We start from the raw sequence: 18589 nt of genomic DNA, 5'->3' as shown, positions 1-18589 counted from the left end.
ATGGGTATCGAAGAACCAAAATTCAAGATGGATATTTCTCAGGGTAGCCCAGTTAAAATCGTGGATGGACCTTTCAAAGATTATGAGGGTAAGGTTTCTGATGTGGATGAGGCTCGGGGAAAAGTTAAAGTTTTGGTCACCATGTTTGGTCGGGAAACGCCGGTGGAATTAGATTTTTTACAAGTTAAAAAAATTTAACATAAAATACTGGATCGCTTCTCTGATCGTCATTGATCAGCCAGTAAAAAAATTAATTATCAATTATTCTTAAATATATGGCTAAGGAAATTAAAACAATATTAAAGTTACAGATTCCTGGCGGTAAGGCAAACCCCGCACCACCAGTCGGACCAGCATTGGGTCAGCAGGGTGTCGCTATTCAGGATTTTTGTACGCGGTTCAACGAAGCGACTAAAGATAAGATGGGCGACATTATTCCGGTAGAGATTACCGTGTATACTGATCGTTCTTTTATTTTTAAATTAAAAACATCCCCAGCCGCCGAGCTTTTGAAGAAAGCTGCTAAAATTGCTAAGGGCAGTGGTAAACCAGCTCAAGAAAAAGTGGGCAAGGTTACTAGAGCACAGATCAAACAAATTGCCGAAACCAAAATGGTGGATCTTAATGCTAAAAATATTGAGGGCGCCATGCGTATTATCGAAGGTACGGCTAAGCAAATGGGTATTGTAATTGAAAATTAAATAAAAAAATATGCAAAAACACGGAATAATTCGTACTATCTATCTTTACCTTTTTAGTTTGGTAGGCTTAGCCGTTTTGGTTATTGGCCTCGGCCAACTTATTGATTTAGGATTAAAGATTTATATTTTCCGTAACGCGGATAGCAATGAGATGTCTTACTCGGTACAACCACCTATTTATAGTTATGATGTAGCGAAAACACAAGTTACCGATTTAAAGAAGCAGGGCGATAAATGTGAATTAACCACAGATCAGATTAAGAGTATTGATAGTTGGTTGCAGGATTATAATAATTGGTTGACATCGGAAAAGGGTCGGGCCAAGATTGATTATGTGCGACAACGCCGAGAAAGTCAGGCGTCGAGCGCTATTTCTATGATCTTGATTGGCTTACCGCTTTATTTGTACCATTGGTCTTTGATCAAGAAAGATCGTAAGGAAAAAGAAGAAAAAGAAGTTTAATAGATTAATTAATACGAAGTGGGACCACGGAGTCCGTTGGACGTTGTGGGTTATTACCACCAGAAAGATATTTTTTATGAGTTCAAAAAGAATTAAAAATGCTATCAGTAAAATTGATAGTACTAAGAAATATTCCATCGCCGAAGCTGTTAAATTAGTGAAGGAAACTGGTCAGTTGAAATTTGACGCTTCTATGGAATTGCACATCAATTTGAATATTGATGTAAAAAAATCAGATCAGCAGGTACGCGGTTCTCTTAAATTACCCAATGGCACTGGCAAAACTAGAAAAGTCGCTGCTTTTGTTGGTCCCGATAAGGTTAAAGATGCTAAAGAAGCAGGAGCTTATTTAGTCGGTGGTGAAGAATTAATTGAGCAGATCAAGAAAGGTGGTAAGATCGATTTTGAAGTAGCAGTAGCAACGCCCGACATGATGCCGAAGATGGCAGTGATTGCTAAAACTTTGGGTCAAAAGGGCTTAATGCCGAATCCTAAGTCCGGTACTATCACCACTGATATTAGACGAGTGGTTACTGATTTAAATACAGGTTTGGTGAGTTTTAAGAATGATGCCGGTGGTGGTCTGCACTGTGGTGTTGGTAAATTATCTTTTGCTGATGAAAAGTTGGAAGAAAATGTTAAAACCTTTATTGATGAAGTGAAAAAAATGAAGCCCGATGGCGTGAAGGGCACTTTTATTAAATCTGCCTATGTAACCTCCACGATGGGACCAAGCATTGCCCTGGCCTTTTAAATTTACTTATTCTAGTTACCAAAGCACCTCATTTATGGGGTGCTTTTTTTGATTCATCTTAGTTGGGGTTGCCAAGTCACAGCTTTCTAAGCTAAACTTATATTAAGTTGTTTTTGAGTTTTAGACTTAATTTTTTATTATATGGATCAAGGCGAAAAATATCAGCGTCCTGGCTGGGATGAATATTTTATCAAAATTATGGAAGTCGTAGGTTTACGCGGGACTTGTAATCGCGGTCGGGCTGGTTGTGTAATTGTTAAAAATAATCATATCTTGACCACTGGTTATGTCGGCGCCCCACCCAAGTTTTCGGATTGTGATGAAGTTGGCCATTTAATGATTAAAGCAACTTCGGAAATGGATTATGACGGTGAACTTCACGATCATTGCGTGCGCACTATTCACGCTGAACAAAACGCTATTGTCCAAGCAGCACGTTTAGGACTCGCGATTGAGGGTGCTACGGCCTATGTTAAATTTGAGCCTTGTCCGGTTTGCGCTAGAATGTTGATCGCCGCAGGCATTGTCCGCGTTGTTTGTCAGCGACGATATCAAACTGGCGAATATACGCGTCAGATGTTAAAAGAAGCAGGCGTTCAATTGGATGTTTTAATTGATGAAGTGCAACAATATGAATAAATTAGTGTGCGTTGTTGGTATGACCGGATCGGGCAAAACAGAGATTACTGATTTTTTTAAAAAAAGAAACTATCAATATTTACGTTTTGGTCAGATTACATTAGATGAAGTCAAAAGAAGAAAGCTCGAACCAACAGAAGAGAATGAACGACCAATACGCGAAGAGAATCGTCGTCAGCACGGTCCGGCTGCGTATGCGATTTTAAATAGTCTAAAATTTGATGAATTATTAAAGAGTGGCAGTGTTATTGGTGACGGACTTTATAGTTGGTCCGAGTATAAATATTTACGAGAGAAATACGGAGAGCAGTTTTTGGTAGTGGCGGTTTATGCCGCGCCACAAACTAGATATGCGCGTTTAGCTCATCGCGCTGAACGTTATCAAAACGATCCTAATTTAATCTATCGTTCGGCGACGGTAGAACAAGCACAAGCTCGTGATTTTGCTGAGATTGAAAATATTGAAAAGGGCGGTCCGATTGCCATGGCCGATTTTACCATTATTAACGAGGGTACAGTGGCGGAGTTAAATCAACAGTTAGCAGTAATCTATCAAAAAATAAATGATATTAATCAAGATTAAAAAATTAAAGCCCGAAGCCATTATCCCGCGTTATGCTTTACCCGGTGATGCCGGATTAGACTTGTTTAGTTGTGAAGACGCTACTATTAACCCCGGTGAAAGATATTCTTTTCATACGGGCATTGCCCTAGAGTATCCAGAGGGTTATTGCTCTTTGGTTTGGGATAAGAGCGGCTTGTCACAGAAATTTGGTTTAAAAGTACTAGGCGGTGTTTTTGAGCATACTTATCGTGGTGAATATATTATTTGTTTGCTTAACTTAAGTAAAGAACCTTATTGTTTTAAAGCTGGCGATAAAATAGCGCAACTATTGATTCAACCCGTCGCTACTGCGGAAATAGAAGAAGTAGCGGAGCTGAGTGAATCAGTGCGCGGCGAAGGCCGTCATGGTCATACTGGTAAATAATTAATTATATATTTATGCGGCAATATTTGGATTTGTTACAAACTATTTTAGATCAAGGAACCGACAAAGATGATCGTACGGGAGTTGGCACGAGAAGCGTTTTTGGTTATCAAATGCGAGTGGATTTAAATCAGGGTTTTCCGTTACTGACTACAAAAAAAGTCTATTTAAAAGCCATCATCTATGAACTCTTGTGGTTTTTGCGTGGTGATACCAATATTCAGTACTTAGTGCAAAATGATGTAAAAATTTGGAATGAATGGTCTTATCAGATTTATTTAGAAAAAAATAAACTGGTAGAGAAATATCCTCGTTATAGTGAAGTTTGGAAAGAAAAATTAGAAGAGTTTATCAGTCAAATAAAAATAGATAATGACTTTGCTAAGGAGTATGGCGATTTGGGTCCTATTTATGGCAAGCAATGGCGAGCTTGGGAAACCAAGAATGGTGGACAGATTGATCAAGTGCAGGAGTTAGTTGATTTAATCAAAACCGATCCCACATCGCGTCGGATGATTATTAATGGCTGGAATATTGGTGAGATTTTGTATTTAATTCGTAATCATCATCACGCTCCACCGCCCTGTCACACCTTGTTTCAGTTTATGGTAATTAATGGTAAATTATCTTGCCAATTATATCAGCGAAGCGCTGATGTATTTCTCGGCGTACCATTCAATATTGCTTCTTATGCGCTTTTTACGATGATGATGGCGCAAGTTACTGGTTTGCAAGCAGGAGAATTTATTCATACCTTTGGCGATGTGCATATTTATCGTAATCATTTGAATCAGGTGCGGGAGCAATTAACCAGAGAACCGCGACCACTGCCCACGATGAAAATAAATCCCGTAGTAAAGGATATTTTTTCTTTTCAGTATAGTGATTTTACTTTGGAGAATTACGATCCTTATCCACCGATCAAAGCACCAATTGCCGTTTAATATGAATAAACCAAGAATTAGTATAATTTGCGCTATAGCGCCCGACAGAGCTATTGGTAAAGACAATAGGCTACTCTGGCACTTGCCAGTTGATTTGGCTCATTTTAAAAGAATTACCGCTGGTCACGCTGTTGTTATGGGTCAGAAAACTTTTGAATCCATTGGTCGGCCATTACCAAATCGTCAGAATATTGTTTTATCTTTGGATCCTACTTTTCAACCAGTAGGCGTTAAAGTTGTTAATTCACTAGCTAATGCCATTGAGTATGCTAGGAGCGTTGAAGGTGAGGAGATCTTTATTATCGGTGGCGGATCAGTTTATCAGCAAACAATTGATCTGGCTGATCGGTTGTATTTGACGGTAGTGGATGGATCTTATGAGGCGGATACTTATTTTCCTGAGTATTCTCAATTTACTAAAGTTATAAGCAGTGAAAAGGCCATTGATGGGCAGTATCACTTAAATTATTTAATTTTGGAAAAGTAAAATAATTTGACACGATTTTTATCAATTGGTATGCTATTATCATGAAGAGTGTCAGGAAGTTTAATTTGATTGTCACTATTAACAAGTCAAGAGATTGACGGGTTTTTGATAGTTCATTCAGCGCTCTCAACCCGTCTCTCAGTTAGACGGTTTTTTTAACCAAAGTTCTTTCAAAAATAATAAATATATTTATCAACACCAAGAGGAGAGTTATTATGGAAACGTGTATCAATGGTATTTCTGATATTATTATCTGCGCCGATCATTATTCTACGCAGATTAAGGAAAGCAGTATCAGTGGTTTTAGCAAGAGTTTATTGCGGCAGATGGTTAAAAATCATTTTAACGGCGGTCACTCTGTGCCGATTACGGAAAATGATTTCAAATCATTTTTAACAGAAGTGCGGGTGGTGGTTATTAACAAAAAACCGCATAAAGCAGTGTGGAATAATGGTGAAGTTCGGCTGAAAGCTGGTAAATATTATTAAGTTTAGAGCGCTAAATTAGCGCTCTTTTTTTTAATCAGTAACCGTGTTAAAATATCTCTATTAAATACCATCTATATGGAATTAGAGACAATTATCGGTTTAGAAACACATATCCAACTTCGGACCAAATCCAAGCTATTTTGCAGCTGTTCTAATGATGGTGAAAATCAGCTACCCAATACAACGATTTGTCCAATTTGTTTGGGTCATCCCGGTACACTGCCAGTTTTGAATAAACAAGCTTTGGATTATGCCATTTTGATGGCTTTGGCTTTGCATATGGAAATTGGTGCTGATTTAAAATTTGATCGTAAAAATTATTTTTATCCGGATCTGCCCAAAGGTTATCAAATTTCCCAATTCGACCAACCAGTAGGTAAAAATGGTTTTCTTAGTATTTTCGGTAGTAATTTTCAAAAGAAAATTCAAATTGAGAGATTGCATTTAGAAGAGGATGCAGCGAAGAATATTCACTCCACAGATAAAACATTGGTGGACTATAATCGCGGTGGTACACCATTAATCGAGATTGTTAGTTGTCCCGACTTAACCTCACCTCAAGAAGCGAAAGCTTATATGCAAGAGTTGCGTTTGCTGGCTCGTTATTTAGGTGTCTCTGATGCTGATATGGAAAAAGGTCATTTACGCTGTGATGCTAATATTTCTTTACGTCCCATCGGTGAACAGAAATATTGGCCGAAAACAGAAATAAAGAATATTAATAGTTTTCGTTTTGTAGAAAAAGCTTTGATTTTTGAAGTGGCAAGACAAAAACAGTTATGGCTTTCCGATGAACCACCAAGTCAACAGTCCACTCGCGGTTGGGATGCGCAAACGGGAACAACCTACGAGCAACGTCTGAAAGAAGAGTCCAATGATTACCGTTTTTTTCCCGAACCAGATTTACCACCATTACATATTTCTTCGGGTTATTTGGAACAAATACGTCACCAACTAGTAGAGTTACCAGCCGAGAAAAGAGCAAGGTTCAAAAAAGAATTTGAATTAGTTGGTGCTGATGTTGAAGTATTGGTCGAAGATTATTTAGTTGCTGATTATTTTGAGAAAGTAATGAGTGAATTACAAGACTGGTTAAATACCGAGATGATTGATGACGAGGATGGTGCCGCAAAATTGGCAAAAAATAAATTAAAATTGGCCCGTACGGCTTTTGGCTGGATTACTACGGAGTTATTCAAGTTAATGAAGGAAGCCAAGGAAGAGATTGGACAAATTAAAATTACACCGGAAAATATGGCGGAGTTTATTACTTTGGTTTATCTAAATAAAATAAATAGCAGTGCGGCCCAGATAATTTTGCAGGAAATGTATTTTTCCGGAGCCGATCCCGAGCACGTCTTGGAGGAAAAGAATTTAAGCATGATTTCTGGTAATGATGAGCTGAGTACTATAATCAATCAAATTATTATTAATAATCCGGAACAAGCTAATGATTATCGTACTGGAAAGTCCTCGTTATTACAATATTTTATTGGTTTAGCCATGAAGGAAACGAAGGGCCGTGCTGATCCCCAGATACTAGCCAGATTATTTAAAGCTAAATTAAACATCGAATAATAGATCATTAAAAAATAGGAGTAATTATGCATCAACCACATTTCATAAATTTTGAGGGTATTGATAAGTGCGGTAAAGACACGCAAGCTGATTTGTTATATGAAAAAATGATTGAGTTGGGTCGCTCAGTTGAATTTAGTAGTGAACCAACTAAGGACAGCGAGGCTGGTCAGCGCATCTGGCGTATCTTACAGCATCAAGAAGCAGCACCAGTACCACAGGAAATGCAGTTTTTATATATTACAGATCGTGCTGAGCATGTCAGTAATTTGATCGCACCAACATTAAGTAGTGGCAAATCATTAATTGAAGTTCGCTATCTTTTTTCTACCTTAGCGTATGGCGTGGCCTTTGGCGTTGATTATCAACTTTTAAAACAACTGCAAATCAATTTTCCTATTCCCGATATTACTTTTTTTATCAAAATATCGGCTAGCGAAGCTATTCGTCGATTAACTCTAGAAAGCGGAGAAGCCCATTATTTTGAGAAAGAGGAGAAACTAAGCAAGATTGCTGCAGCTTATGATCAGATTTTATTTGATTGGCCCAATATTGTGGTTATTAATGGTGAGCAAAGCAGAGAAAAGGTCTGGAGCGACATTTGGGAGATCGCCAGTAAAAAAATAGTATAAATTAATTTAGCTCAGTACAATTAAAACTGAGCTATTTTTTTACTGCCATTTAATTCTTTGGTCTCTCTTAAACCAAGTCATTTGCCGTTTGGCATATTGACGAGTATGGATGTTGATTAGCTCCTCAGCTTGAGTTAAGGATATTTTGCCATCGAGGTATTGAATGATTTCCTGATAACCAATAGTTTGTAAGGCCGGCAAAGATGAGCTATATTTTTTTAACAGTTCTCTGGTTTCAGCCACTAAACCTTGTTTAATCATTTCTTTGGTTCTCTGACGAATATTTTGTTCCAGCTTTTCTTTACCGGGATTAAGACCAATAATTTGGTATTGATAATTACTGGTATTTTTTTGTTGGTTAGCGGTAAATGATTTTTTGTTAGTCAAAACATATTCCAGCGCTCGCACTAGTCGACGTTTATTATTTTGATCAATTATTTGTGCAGTCTGTGGGTCTTTTTTTCTTAATAAAGCTATTAATTGTTGCGGAGTTTTTTGTTCTAGCTTTTTTCTTAATGCTAAATCAATTTCTCCTTTGGGTAATTGGTAATTATCAATAAGCGCTGAAACATATAAACCAGTACCGCCAACAATAATTGGCGTAATATTTTTATGAAATAAGTAGGTAATTTTCTTATTGGTCAGTTGGATAAAATTAGCCAAGCTAAAAGGTTGATTTGGATTGATACAGCCAATTAGATGATGCTTAACTTGTTGTCGTTGTTCTTTAGTTGGTTGAGCAGTACCAATGGTCATACCACGATAGATTTGCCTGGAATCGGCACTGATAATCTGACCATGATAGCGCCGGGCAGTGCCAATAGCCAGTGATGTTTTACCACTAGCCGTTGGGCCGACGATGACGATAATTTTAGGTTTTGTTGACATATCTTAGTTCTATAGTAAAATGCAGATAAACGCAAACGTACATTATCAAGGAGAATTAAAGTGAATGTTTTTCGTAATAAAGTAAGTACAATTTGGTGGCTGTTAGTTATTACTTCCAGCATTATCATGCCTTTATTTGAAGGATTGATTCTAATGGCCGTACGGCAGGGCAGTATTATATCTTATTGGAATATTGCGGCTATCTCGTATCTGTGGTTGGTGATTGAGGGTGAGATCTACTTTTTTGAAAATATTCGCTATACTCACTGGTGGCAACAGAGAATATTGCCTAAGTTAGAAATATTTTTTAAATCAGATGATCGCGATTCACGCAATACACCAAGTCGTTGGTCTAAACTCATTATTGATTTAGAGTATTTGGGTTTAATGCTCTCAACCACCATTATTAATTTGGGTAAGATCGGTACTTTAGCTTATGTAAACTCTCGAGCTAAATTGCGTTTTGGTCGCTTGTGGCTTTACGCAGGATGTTTGATCAGAGTAATCTTGGAGTATTGGGCCTTGCGCCAAATTTAACATTAAAGCTGTCTGATAATTAGACAGCTTTTAGTTTTCCACTTAGACCAAAAGGTGTTGCTTCTACAATTTGAATATCAACAAATTGACCGACTAGTTTTTTCGGACCGATGGTTTTTACCGTTTTGTCATGAGCTGATTTACCAATTAATTTATATTGATGGGAGTCAATTTTTTTACAATTTTTGATTAGAGTTTTTACCTGTTGACCAATAAATCTTTGATTGAATTTTAAACCCGCCTTTTCAACAACATTACTGAGTCGCAATTCCCGTGAGCGCTTTTCCTGTTTAGTCACATCATCTGCCCACAGAGCAGCAACAGTACCCGGGCGAGGAGAATAACGAGCAATATAGGCCATATCAAATTTTGCTTGGCGATAGGTTTTAACAGTGTTTTGAAACTGTTTTTTTGTTTCCCCCGGAAAGCCGACAATTGTATCAGTGGAAACACTAAGATTCGGATTACTTTGACGTACTTTCTTAATTAAACTTAAGTATTTTTTAACGGTATATTGGCGATTCATTTTTTTTAGCACCTGGTCATCACCGGATTGGATTGGTAAATGCAAATTAGGACAAAGATGTTTGCTGTGACCGATAAAATGAATTAATTCTGGTGATAAATCCTTAGGATGGGAAGTCATGAATCGGAGCCAAAAATCACCGGTAATTAAATCAATTTTTTTGAGCAGTTGAACAAAATTTAATTCCTTCTTTTGGTCTAAGCCATAACTATTAACATTCTGACCAAGTAGTGTTATTTCTTTATATCCTTGTTGAATATATTTTTTTATTTCTTGAATAATTTGTTTACTGGCTCGGGATTTTTCTCGACCACGAGTATGCGGTACAGCACAGTAGGTACAGAAATTATTACAGCCGGTCATAATTGGTATATATACTTGAAAATCAGAGGATAGTAATGGTTCAATCTCCAGATACTCGTTGGCACCTTGACGGTCAATAGGTTTTTGCCATAACAGCTGGGGTAATTGGCTGATAGCGGTAATATCAAGAACATAATCAAAAAAAGGAGACAGTTTTTTCCGATCGCTTGGCAAAACACAACCAGTCAATACAGTAATTAGTTCTTTTTTCTTTTTTATTTTTTGCCAAATACGTATTTTGCCATAAACGCGATCAATGGCTGATTGACGAACACTGCAAGCAACAACTGCTATCAAATCAGCATCTGGCTCGTTCATGGTTAAGATACAGTTGTTTTTTTCTAGCACCGTACTGACTCTTTGAGCATCTGCTTCATTCATCTGGCAACCAAGTACCATTAAATAATATTTGATGGATTTATTTTTTTTAGGCATAGTTGCTATAGAATACCATCAAAGTTTAATATTGACAATGGTATCATTTAATGCTACAGTAGATTATCAATTATATATTCTTTAACAAATTAATAGATTGGAGATAGTATGTCGTTAAGTATTGCTTTGAAAAACGTGATCATGGCAAGATTGTTGCAGGTAGTAATTTTGCTTTTTAGTTTTATGATCTTAGCCATAATGGTACGTTATGATGATTTGGTTATACAACCGGTTCAATTTTCATTATCGATAAGGTTAGAACTTTCACTTATGCTAGCCATTGTTATTGCCGCATATATTGTATTGTCATTTAGAGAATTTTATATTTTTTTTAGCATGCTCTTTGGATTTGTAGTTTATACTGCCGCCATCATTTTTTTCCCCATGCTGAGAGTTAGTGTTCTCGATGTTGATAATATGTTTTTGATTTTTTCTAGTACTTTTATTGTCGCTAATTTACTTTCATTGATCGTCATCAAACAACGCGACACTCGATATACCATTAAGACCCCAGCGAATATCGGGATTGCTCTGGTTCAATTATTAATTCTTTGGCAAGGTTATCATTTGATTGAAAAGATTGTATTTTAATAAATAAAAAAAGGAGTTCCGCTTTGCAAAAAACAGTATTATTTTGGAGTAATTTTTCTCTTTGGGATTGGACGCTTGGTTTATTAATGAAGATTTTCTGGGAACCAGTTTCCCTGAAAAGATCACACTTCTGGCACTGGCACAAACAAAACTCTACCTTTCTCGATAGTGATTATGCTTATATTAGTGTTTTGCCAGATCCAACGGTAAAAGACCGTGGTAATTGGTGGCAAAATTTTTGGCAAACCAATTTTGGTTGGCAAAAAGTAGTAGTCGTGGCAACCGTTGATCCTAACGATTATTATCAGGTGGCTTTTTCTACCGCAGCTAGTAATTACCAGGACGTTAAATTGTGTTCTTTGGTGATACGGGGAAGAGTAGCTTTGCTGGTTGGTCCGACCAAAACAAGATTTTATGCCATTGATTACAGTTATCGTGATATGATTGTGAAACAATTACCATTACGCATAGACTTTATTACTAAGAAAACAGAACTTAGTAAACAAGGCATTAAGCTTATTTAATAAAAAAACCGTTGTTAAAATAACAGCGGTTTTTCTATTGTTTTTTTATTTCCGATCTTTAATTTCTTGTTGTAGACGTTGGATAAAACTTTTTTTATCAATTAATAACAGATCTTGTTGTCCGCGCCAACGAACACTTAGTTGATCTGATGCTAGCTCTTTGTCGCCAATTACCAGTTGGTAAGGAATTTTTTGGCTAGTAGCTTTACGAATTTTATTACCAATCGTTTCATTAGCATCATCGACCTCCACTTGAAAATCATAGCTGCTCAATTCCTGAGCTAATTGTTGACAATATTGTTTATGACTTTCACCAACTGGTAACAAAATAATTTGTACCGGTGCGAGCCACAAGGGAAAAGCACCAGCGTAGTTTTCAATCAATAAACCAATAAAGCGTTCAAAGGAGCCAAATAGTGCGCGATGGAGCATGTAAGGTTTTTCTTTTTCACCTTGCGCATTAATAAAACTCATATCAAATCTTGCTGGTAAATTAAAATCAAATTGGAGAGTAGAGCATTGCCAGAGACGACCCAAACAATCGGCTATTTTGAAATCTAGTTTTGGTCCATAGAATGCCGCTTCACCAAGTTCTTCAATAAAGTTGAGATTTTTTTCTTGAGCAACTTGTTTGAGTATTTTTTCGGTGAATTCCCAGCCTTCGTCAGCGCCAGCATATTTTTCTTTGTTTCCTGGATCACGTAGGGATAAGTAAACTTTTACCGATTCTTTAGCAAAACCAAATTGTTCGTAAATATACAAAATGAAGTCAATCACTCTTTTTAGCTCGTCGGCTACTTGGTCTTCGCGACAAATTATATGGGCATCGTCTTGAGTAAAACCACGAACACGCGTTAAACCGGATAGCTCACCTTTTTTTTCGTAGCGATAAACAGTGCCACACTCCGCCCAACGCAACGGTAATTCCCGATAAGAGCGCAAATCATTTTTATAAATCTGTACATGAAATGGGCAGTTCATTGGTTTTAGTAAATACTCTTCTTTGTTTTCCGATTTTTTTTCTTGCTGTACTTCTTCTAGCGACAAACCAGCTTCCAATGGTGGATACATTGATTTGTTATAAAAACCCCAATGCCCCGAAGTTTCCCAGAGTTGTCGATTGCCAATATGTGGCGTACGGACAAGTTGGTAACCCTTGCTTAAATGCTCGTGATACCAGAACTCTTCAATTTTACGCCATAGTAAAGCACCTTTGGGATGCCACAGTGGCAAACCCAAACCGACCAGATCGTCCAAATGAAAAAGATCCAGCTCTTTTCCTAGTTTTCGATGGTCTCGTTTCTTAGCTTCTTCTAGCATGTTTAAATGCGCTTCTAACTCTTTTTGATTAGCAAAGCAAAGCCCATAAATTCTGGTCAACATTTTGTTTTTCTCGTCACCGCGCCAGTAAGCACCAGCGATGCTGGTGAGTTTAAAGGCACCCATTTCCTTGGTAGACTTAATGTGTGGCCCCCGACAGAGATCAATAAAATCACCAGTCTGATAGATAGTAACTGGCTGTTCTGGCGAAAAACTCGCTAAGGATTCATCGAGTCTCGTACTACCCTTACTTAGTAGATCGTTGAGTAGTTCTACTTTGTAGATTTGATTAGTGTTGATGAATAATTGAATGGCGTCGGCTAGGGATAACTCTTTCTTTTCCATTGGCAGATTCGCTTTGACAATTCTACCCATCTCTTTTTCTATTTTTAATAAATCAAAAGGGGTAATGCTAATATTACCGAGATCTAGGTCGTAGTAGAAACCGTTTTCTATGACTGGACCAATACCAAATTTAGCTTCAGGGTACAGCCTAAGAACGGCAGCGGCTAAAATGTGGGCGCCAGAGTGACGCATGATTTCCAAAGATTCTTGTTTGTTGAACATATAGTGTATGTTTAGTAAATTAACCAAATAAAAAAAACTTTTCCTCCTCAAGATAACTACAAAAAAGTAGCTACAATTGGGACGAAAAGTTTTCTTTCCGCGGTTCCACCCATTTTTCCCGACTTTTTAGCCGGACTCTTAGTTGGCGGAGTTTAGTAAACGCTAGACGTTTAAGTATTATCGACTAATACTCTTTGCTTGGTAAGCAGAGCAATCACTCCGATTTATGGATATTGAATAAAAGAACCCCTACTATTTATTTACTATAATTTGAATATGGTTGTCAAGTTTAGGTATAGTTCTTAACCAGAAAGGTAGTAATTTTATCTCGAATTTTTCAATACTTTGCAAACTACCCAAATATGTTTGTGCATCAGCAAGCTTCTTTCCCTTTAATTGATTTAGGTCAACGTCGGGACTAGCCAGCTGAATTTTATATTTACCAGTAATAACGCCAATTATTTGTTTATCTTCGCCAGCCAATTCTTTGATGCTGAGCGTGATATCGTTGGAGGAGTGTTTTACTAAACCATTGTTTTGTTGAGAAACGATATCGATATCATTTTGAATTTTGCTTAATAACTTTTGCTCATCATAAGTAATGAGTACAAATTCCAGAGTTAGCGTTAAATCAAAATTATTTACTTGATCGCCAACTTGCGCCGACAACTCTCTTTTCTTTTCGGTAGCAATGAGAGCATCGGGATTAATTTTTTCATTATCAATTTTTTCCAGATTAAACTTCGCTAGTGCTTGTTTTTTTAGAGTCTCTGTCAAAGAAGTAATTGCCTGATCAATATTTTCTTGGGTGACAAGGCCACTGGTAATTTGTTGAAAACTCATTTTCTCTGAGCTTTCACCATATATTTTTTCTCGTAATCCCTCCCATAATCCCGGAATAATAAAGCGCGTTGGCTCGATTAAATATTCATCTCCTTCTTGGTCAGCTTCTACCACTACTTGTACTTCGCCATTAGCTGGTACATTCACGGTGCTGACTAAACGAAACAGTTTATTATCTGGCGATGTTAGTCGCGTAGTGGCTACCAATGCTTGGTCCTTATTGGATTTGTTATAAATAGTAACTTGGCCAGTAGCTTTTTTACTTTTTTGACTCTCATTAGCCGTGGCGGTAAAGTTTTCTTTTTGACTGACTTCAGTGATTAATTTGCGCCCAATCAAAAGATCGGGCTGTTCATTTAGTTTGGGGTAGTCGGGTGATACGATTTGGGCCGTAAAAGAAATCGCATGTTCAGTATATTTGGGCGTGATTGATATAACCGCTTTCGCTAAAGTATAATTAACAATTAATCCAGCTAAGATAACAGCGACAACAATAATTACCACGATAAATTTTTTATAAAAATGGGAAATATTTTGATTATTTAAATCCTGTACACCAACTTTAACCTTTTCCACAGTTGCGGGCTGATCTGGTGTTTTTTTAGTTTTTTGTTTAGGTTGAAAAAAAGAGGTACTATTACTCGCTAAGGCTGAGGAAACAAACTGATTCTGCTGCTCTGCGTTATCGGATGACGCGATCACTGTTGCTGTTTTTTTTGCTGTTACTGGCTTAGCTTTAGTCTTTTTTTTCTCTTTACTTGTTACTGATTTTGTTTTTTCAACATTAGAGCTGATGTCGTCATCGATTATTGTATCGCTGACAAAGTCCTCACTAAGGTTGGTGTTTTTATTTCTTTTAGTTGCCATATTTTGTTGATAATAAGGAAATTATAATAATCTAAATATACTATTATTTTAATTATTTGTCTAGTAAAATATTATTAGCGCCAACGATTTTTTCTAAGAGAACAAGTAATGCCTGATCTATTTTTATCTTATAGGACGATGAATTAGCCTTGGCATTATCCGCAATTTGGATTAATACGGGCACCGTACCTGGGTGAGATGATAGCAGCTCTTTGAGCTGGGTAATACTTTCTTTTTTTAATTGAGCTGGTAGTTTTAATGTTAGCGATTTAACAGTATTGTTATTTTTTCTATTTTGTAAAAGTTCAACTTCTTCACAAATAATTTTATTCACACCATCCTTAGTTGAAATACGCCCTTTTAGCCAAACAATTCTCTCTTCCTCCCAAATGCCGAGCGATTTAGCCAATTGATCAGTAAAGACTATCACCTCAACACTACTAGTCGGATCTTCCAGGAGAGCAAAAAGCATTGGTTTACCAGCAGTGGTAATAATTTTGTTGATTTTAGTGATGACTCCAGCGCAACAAGTGTGTTTGTTGTTGTTCAGTTGTAAAACATCATGAATGGTCATTACCTCTTGGTCTAAATATTCTTTATAGTCGTTGAGTGGGTGATCGGACAAGTAAATGCCAAGAAATTCTTTTTCCCAAGCCAGTCTTTGCTGGCGAGTGGTTGGCGTTGTATCTAGCAGTGTTAATTTAGGCGCTGCCAGAATTGGTGCGTCGGCAAAAAGAGAGTTTTGATTTTTCTTTTCGACGTTTTTTTTGTTAAAAGCCAGTAGTTTATCTAAATTCGTAATTAATCTATCGCGATCGTCAAAGCAGTCAAAGGCGCCGGCCTTAATCAAGCTCTCTAATGATTTTTTATTTAAATCTTTGTTTTGTAAACGCAAAAGAAAATCTGTCAGATTGCTGTATTCTTGTTTAGCGCGGCGTTCACTAATGATAGCGGAAGCAATATTATGACCGACGTTCTTGATGGCTGCTAGGCCAAAGCGGATAACTGGTTCGTTTTTGTCCAGCTGCTCCTTGACTACTGTAAAAATACGATAACTCTGATTGATATCTGGTGGCAATACTCTAATTCCCATTTTTTCACACTCGGCAATTTCCATAGCTATCTTATCCGTATTGTTTAAATCCGAAGTTAGTAAAGCAGCCATGAACTGCGCTGGGTAATTTGCCTTTAGGTAAGCGGTTTGATAAGCAATCAAAGCATAGCAAGCAGCATGTGAACGATTAAAGCCATAGCGGGCAAAAGGTAAAATAAATTCCCAAATTTTTTGGGCAATGCTTTGATTGATACCATTACTAATCATACCATCAATCATTTTTCGTTCTTGTTTTTCTAGGAGTTCCTTAATTTTTTTACCAACGGCCTTACGTAGGACATCAGCTTCACCATAGGTAAAGCCCGCTAACTCTCGAGCTAATTCCATAATTTGTTCCTGGTAGATAACTATACCATGAGTTTTTTGCAGAATCGGTTCTAGTTTTGGGTGTAAATAAAATGGTTTATGTTTACCTTTTTTTGAGTCAATATAATTGGGAATTAGCTCCATTGGTCCGGGACGATAAAGTGCCACCATGGCAATAATATCTTCTAGCTCGGTTGGCTTAAGCTGTTTCAAATATCTTTTCATTCCCGCCGATTCAAATTGAAAGACTCCAGTCGTTTCTCCTTTTTGAAAGAGTCGAAAAGTTTTTTTATCCGTCAGTGGTATTTGATCAATGTCGAGGAGAACGTCGATAGTTTTATGGATAATTTCAATCGTGGTTTCAATCAACGTCAGATTTCTCAGGCCGAGAAAATCCATTTTTAATAGTCCCAAATCTTCAATCGGATGGAGGGAATATTGGGAAACGATAGTTTGATCAGAAGAACTAGCGTATTGCAAGGGAACATAGTCGCTGAGAGTGCTTTTGGTGATCAAAACACCACAAGCGTGGGTGGAGGTGTGGCGTGATACGCCCTCCATTCTTTTTGCTAGATCGATCAATTTTTTAGCTTCGGGGTCATGACTATACATCTCTTTAAGTTCCGGTATGGTAGTGATAGCAGTTTCCAGATCAGTGAACATGGGAATTAGTTTAGCAATACGATCACAATAGCCATAGCTGTACCCAAGGACGCGACCTACGTCACGAATAGCGACACGGGCGGCCATCGTGCCGAAGGTGATAATTTGTGCCACATGATCATGGCCGTATTTATTGGCGACATAGCGGATAACATCGTCACGGCGAGCATCAGAAAAATCGGTATCAATATCTGGCATGGATATTCTTTCAGGATTGAGAAATCGCTCAAATAGTAGATTGTATTTAAGGGGATCCAAATTGGTAATGCCAGTTAGGTAAGAAACAATACTACCCGCCGCGCTACCGCGCCCTGGTCCCACGACCACGCCATTATTTTTTGCCCAATTAATAAAGTCTTGAACAATCAAAAAATAGGAAGCAAAACCAGTCTTATTGATAATAGATAGTTCGTAATCTAAGCGGTCTTGGATTTCGGTCGTAATATTTTCACCATATTTTTTTTCTAAACCGCGGAGGCATAAATCTTTTAAATAATCTTCAGCAGTAATACTGGTGGGTAGTTCATAGAATGGTAAGTGTGTTGTTTTGAAATCTAATTCCACGTTGCACATTTCAGCGATGCGGAGGGTATTGGTAATAGCTTCTGGTACGTGAGCAAAGCTGGCTTTCATTTTCTCTGGTGACCGAAAAGAGTAATCCTCATTAAGGTAAGACATGCGGCTAGTATCAGACATTTTTCTCTTGGTCTGTAAGCAAATCAGAATATCATGTGGTAGATTATCTGCCGCCTCCAAATAGTGGATATCATTAGTTGCTACCAGTGGAATGCTTAGTTCACGTCCCAATTCAATCAGTTGTTGATTAACTTTTGGTTGCTGTTCGAGATTGGGATGGTCTTGCAGTTCTAAATAAAAGTGATCAGGACCAAAAAGAGCTTGATATTTTTGAGCCAAATCCTTTGCCTGTTGGTAACGACCAGCTTGTAGGGTGCGTGGTATTTCTCCTTGCAAACAAGCGGTTAATGCAATAAGACCTTGGCAATGCTGTTCTAATAGTTGTGAGTCAATACGCGGTTTATAATAGTAGCCATCAAGATGAGCAATGGAAACTAATTTTAATAAATTTTTATATCCCTCATTATTGCGAGCTAATAAAATTAAATGATATGGTCGCTCATCTACTTTGGGTCTTTTTTGGGTATGTCCATGAGGCGCGACATAAGCCTCAACGCCAATAATCGGTTTGATACCAGCGGCCAGGGCTTTTTGATAAAATTCCACAGCACCATACATAACGCCATGGTCGGTAATAGCCAGTGCTGGCATTTGATATTGTGTCGCTTTTTTGACCAGATCCGGAATTTTAGCTAGACCGTCCAGTAACGAGTAGTGACTATGAGTATGAAGGT

The 18589-nt window shown here is 37.5% G+C and carries 20 protein-coding genes; 15 read left to right on the top strand and 5 right to left on the bottom strand.

Translation table 11 applies throughout. The features are described from left to right. From COX77_03665 to tmk, 12 genes are all read left to right on the top strand, one after another. A partial coding sequence (locus tag COX77_03665) for a transcription termination/antitermination protein NusG (GenBank protein PIZ98734.1) occupies positions 1-198 on the top strand: 198 nt, incomplete at its 5' end. Positions 199-275: 77 nt separating this feature from the next. Further along, positions 276-701, top strand: coding sequence for a 50S ribosomal protein L11 (rplK, locus tag COX77_03660; protein PIZ98733.1), 426 nt, complete (start codon positions 276-278; stop codon positions 699-701). Positions 702-711: 10 nt separating this feature from the next. Next, positions 712-1164 carry a hypothetical protein gene (locus COX77_03655; GenBank protein ID PIZ98732.1) on the top strand — a complete coding sequence of 151 codons (453 nt, stop codon included), beginning with the start codon at positions 712-714 and terminating at the stop codon, positions 1162-1164. A gap of 76 nt (positions 1165-1240) precedes the next feature. Then, positions 1241-1918, top strand: a complete 678-nt coding sequence (gene rplA, locus COX77_03650) for a 50S ribosomal protein L1 (GenBank protein ID PIZ98731.1) — start codon at positions 1241-1243, stop codon at positions 1916-1918. A gap of 141 nt (positions 1919-2059) precedes the next feature. Beyond that, entirely contained in the window at positions 2060-2557 is a 498-nt protein-coding gene (locus tag COX77_03645; GenBank protein PIZ98730.1) for a cell division protein DedD, read from the top strand. Further along, complete coding sequence (locus tag COX77_03640; GenBank protein ID PIZ98729.1) at positions 2535-3140, top strand: dephospho-CoA kinase; 606 nt, start codon at positions 2535-2537, stop codon at positions 3138-3140. Before COX77_03645 ends, COX77_03640 begins: the two co-directional genes overlap by 23 nt. Continuing rightward, positions 3121-3546: a dUTP diphosphatase gene (locus COX77_03635; GenBank protein ID PIZ98728.1), complete on the top strand. Its 426-nt coding sequence runs from the start codon at positions 3121-3123 to the stop codon at positions 3544-3546. The genes COX77_03640 and COX77_03635 overlap by 20 nt, the downstream gene beginning before the upstream one ends. Positions 3547-3560: 14 nt before the next feature. Continuing rightward, entirely contained in the window at positions 3561-4490 is a 930-nt protein-coding gene (gene thyA / locus COX77_03630; protein PIZ98727.1) for a thymidylate synthase, read from the top strand. Position 4491: 1 nt separating this feature from the next. Then, positions 4492-4977 carry a diacylglycerol kinase gene (locus COX77_03625; GenBank protein ID PIZ98726.1) on the top strand — a complete coding sequence of 162 codons (486 nt, stop codon included), beginning with the start codon at positions 4492-4494 and terminating at the stop codon, positions 4975-4977. A 215-nt stretch (positions 4978-5192) separates the two neighbouring features. Beyond that, the gene (locus tag COX77_03620) at positions 5193-5465 is read left to right on the top strand and encodes a hypothetical protein (protein ID PIZ98725.1); all 273 of its coding nucleotides are present in this window, start codon (positions 5193-5195) and stop codon (positions 5463-5465) included. A 75-nt stretch (positions 5466-5540) separates the two neighbouring features. After that, a complete protein-coding gene (locus COX77_03615) occupies positions 5541-7043 on the top strand; it encodes an Asp-tRNA(Asn)/Glu-tRNA(Gln) amidotransferase subunit GatB (protein ID PIZ98724.1) in 1503 nt (500 codons plus the stop codon). 26 nt (positions 7044-7069) lie between these two features. After that, positions 7070-7675 (top strand): dTMP kinase, encoded by a 606-nt coding sequence (tmk, locus tag COX77_03610; GenBank protein PIZ98723.1) that lies wholly within the window; start codon positions 7070-7072, stop codon positions 7673-7675. 39 nt (positions 7676-7714) lie between these two features. Here tmk and COX77_03605 read toward each other — a convergent pair whose 3' ends face one another. Continuing rightward, positions 7715-8563 carry a tRNA (adenosine(37)-N6)-dimethylallyltransferase MiaA gene (locus tag COX77_03605; protein ID PIZ98722.1) on the bottom strand — a complete coding sequence of 283 codons (849 nt, stop codon included), beginning with the start codon at positions 8561-8563 and terminating at the stop codon, positions 7715-7717. A 60-nt stretch (positions 8564-8623) separates the two neighbouring features. Between COX77_03605 and COX77_03600 the strand changes: the two genes are divergently transcribed. Further along, positions 8624-9100, top strand: a complete 477-nt coding sequence (locus COX77_03600) for a hypothetical protein (protein ID PIZ98721.1) — start codon at positions 8624-8626, stop codon at positions 9098-9100. Positions 9101-9119: 19 nt separating this feature from the next. Here the strand turns inward: COX77_03600 and miaB are convergent, their stop codons facing one another. Continuing rightward, complete coding sequence (gene miaB, locus COX77_03595) at positions 9120-10424, bottom strand: tRNA (N6-isopentenyl adenosine(37)-C2)-methylthiotransferase MiaB (GenBank protein ID PIZ98720.1); 1305 nt, start codon at positions 10422-10424, stop codon at positions 9120-9122. Positions 10425-10532: 108 nt separating this feature from the next. Between miaB and COX77_03590 the strand changes: the two genes are divergently transcribed. Both COX77_03590 and COX77_03585 read left to right on the top strand, forming a co-directional pair. After that, on the top strand, positions 10533-11015 hold the full coding sequence (locus tag COX77_03590; protein ID PIZ98719.1) for a hypothetical protein: 483 nt from the start codon (positions 10533-10535) through the stop codon (positions 11013-11015). A 23-nt stretch (positions 11016-11038) separates the two neighbouring features. Continuing rightward, positions 11039-11539 carry a hypothetical protein gene (locus tag COX77_03585; GenBank protein ID PIZ98718.1) on the top strand — a complete coding sequence of 167 codons (501 nt, stop codon included), beginning with the start codon at positions 11039-11041 and terminating at the stop codon, positions 11537-11539. A 45-nt stretch (positions 11540-11584) separates the two neighbouring features. Here the strand turns inward: COX77_03585 and COX77_03580 are convergent, their stop codons facing one another. The 3 genes from COX77_03580 to COX77_03570 all read right to left on the bottom strand — a co-directional run. Beyond that, positions 11585-13426: a threonine--tRNA ligase gene (locus COX77_03580; GenBank protein ID PIZ98717.1), complete on the bottom strand. Its 1842-nt coding sequence runs from the start codon at positions 13424-13426 to the stop codon at positions 11585-11587. 252 nt (positions 13427-13678) lie between these two features. Then, on the bottom strand, positions 13679-15136 hold the full coding sequence (locus COX77_03575; protein PIZ98716.1) for a hypothetical protein: 1458 nt from the start codon (positions 15134-15136) through the stop codon (positions 13679-13681). Positions 15137-15188: 52 nt separating this feature from the next. Further along, the coding region (locus tag COX77_03570) for a DNA polymerase III subunit alpha (protein ID PIZ98715.1) at positions 15189-18589 on the bottom strand (3401 nt) is incomplete at its 5' end.

Source organism: Candidatus Komeilibacteria bacterium CG_4_10_14_0_2_um_filter_37_10 (assembly GCA_002793075.1).
Classification (GTDB): domain Bacteria; phylum Patescibacteriota; class Patescibacteriia; order UBA1558; family UBA1558; genus UM-FILTER-37-10.
This window is presented reverse-complemented; position numbering and strand designations above follow the sequence as displayed.

Excerpts from the sequence above, each read along its gene's own strand:
- tmk (PIZ98723.1), top strand. The coding sequence starts at position 7,070 with ATGCATCAACCACATTTCATAAATTTTGAGGGTATTGATAAGTGCGGT.
- COX77_03640 (PIZ98729.1), top strand. The coding sequence starts at position 2,535 with ATGAAGTGCAACAATATGAATAAATTAGTGTGCGTTGTTGGTATGACC.
- miaB (PIZ98720.1), bottom strand. The coding sequence starts at position 10,424 with ATGCCTAAAAAAAATAAATCCATCAAATATTATTTAATGGTACTTGGT.
- COX77_03645 (PIZ98730.1), top strand. The coding sequence starts at position 2,060 with ATGGATCAAGGCGAAAAATATCAGCGTCCTGGCTGGGATGAATATTTT.
- COX77_03615 (PIZ98724.1), top strand. The coding sequence starts at position 5,541 with ATGGAATTAGAGACAATTATCGGTTTAGAAACACATATCCAACTTCGG.
- COX77_03625 (PIZ98726.1), top strand. The coding sequence starts at position 4,492 with ATGAATAAACCAAGAATTAGTATAATTTGCGCTATAGCGCCCGACAGA.
- COX77_03580 (PIZ98717.1), bottom strand. The coding sequence starts at position 13,426 with ATGTTCAACAAACAAGAATCTTTGGAAATCATGCGTCACTCTGGCGCC.
- COX77_03655 (PIZ98732.1), top strand. The coding sequence starts at position 712 with ATGCAAAAACACGGAATAATTCGTACTATCTATCTTTACCTTTTTAGT.
- COX77_03575 (PIZ98716.1), bottom strand. The coding sequence starts at position 15,136 with ATGGCAACTAAAAGAAATAAAAACACCAACCTTAGTGAGGACTTTGTC.
- COX77_03590 (PIZ98719.1), top strand. The coding sequence starts at position 10,533 with ATGTCGTTAAGTATTGCTTTGAAAAACGTGATCATGGCAAGATTGTTG.
- COX77_03635 (PIZ98728.1), top strand. The coding sequence starts at position 3,121 with ATGATATTAATCAAGATTAAAAAATTAAAGCCCGAAGCCATTATCCCG.
- COX77_03605 (PIZ98722.1), bottom strand. The coding sequence starts at position 8,563 with ATGTCAACAAAACCTAAAATTATCGTCATCGTCGGCCCAACGGCTAGT.
- rplK (PIZ98733.1), top strand. The coding sequence starts at position 276 with ATGGCTAAGGAAATTAAAACAATATTAAAGTTACAGATTCCTGGCGGT.
- COX77_03620 (PIZ98725.1), top strand. The coding sequence starts at position 5,193 with ATGGAAACGTGTATCAATGGTATTTCTGATATTATTATCTGCGCCGAT.
- thyA (PIZ98727.1), top strand. The coding sequence starts at position 3,561 with ATGCGGCAATATTTGGATTTGTTACAAACTATTTTAGATCAAGGAACC.
- rplA (PIZ98731.1), top strand. The coding sequence starts at position 1,241 with ATGAGTTCAAAAAGAATTAAAAATGCTATCAGTAAAATTGATAGTACT.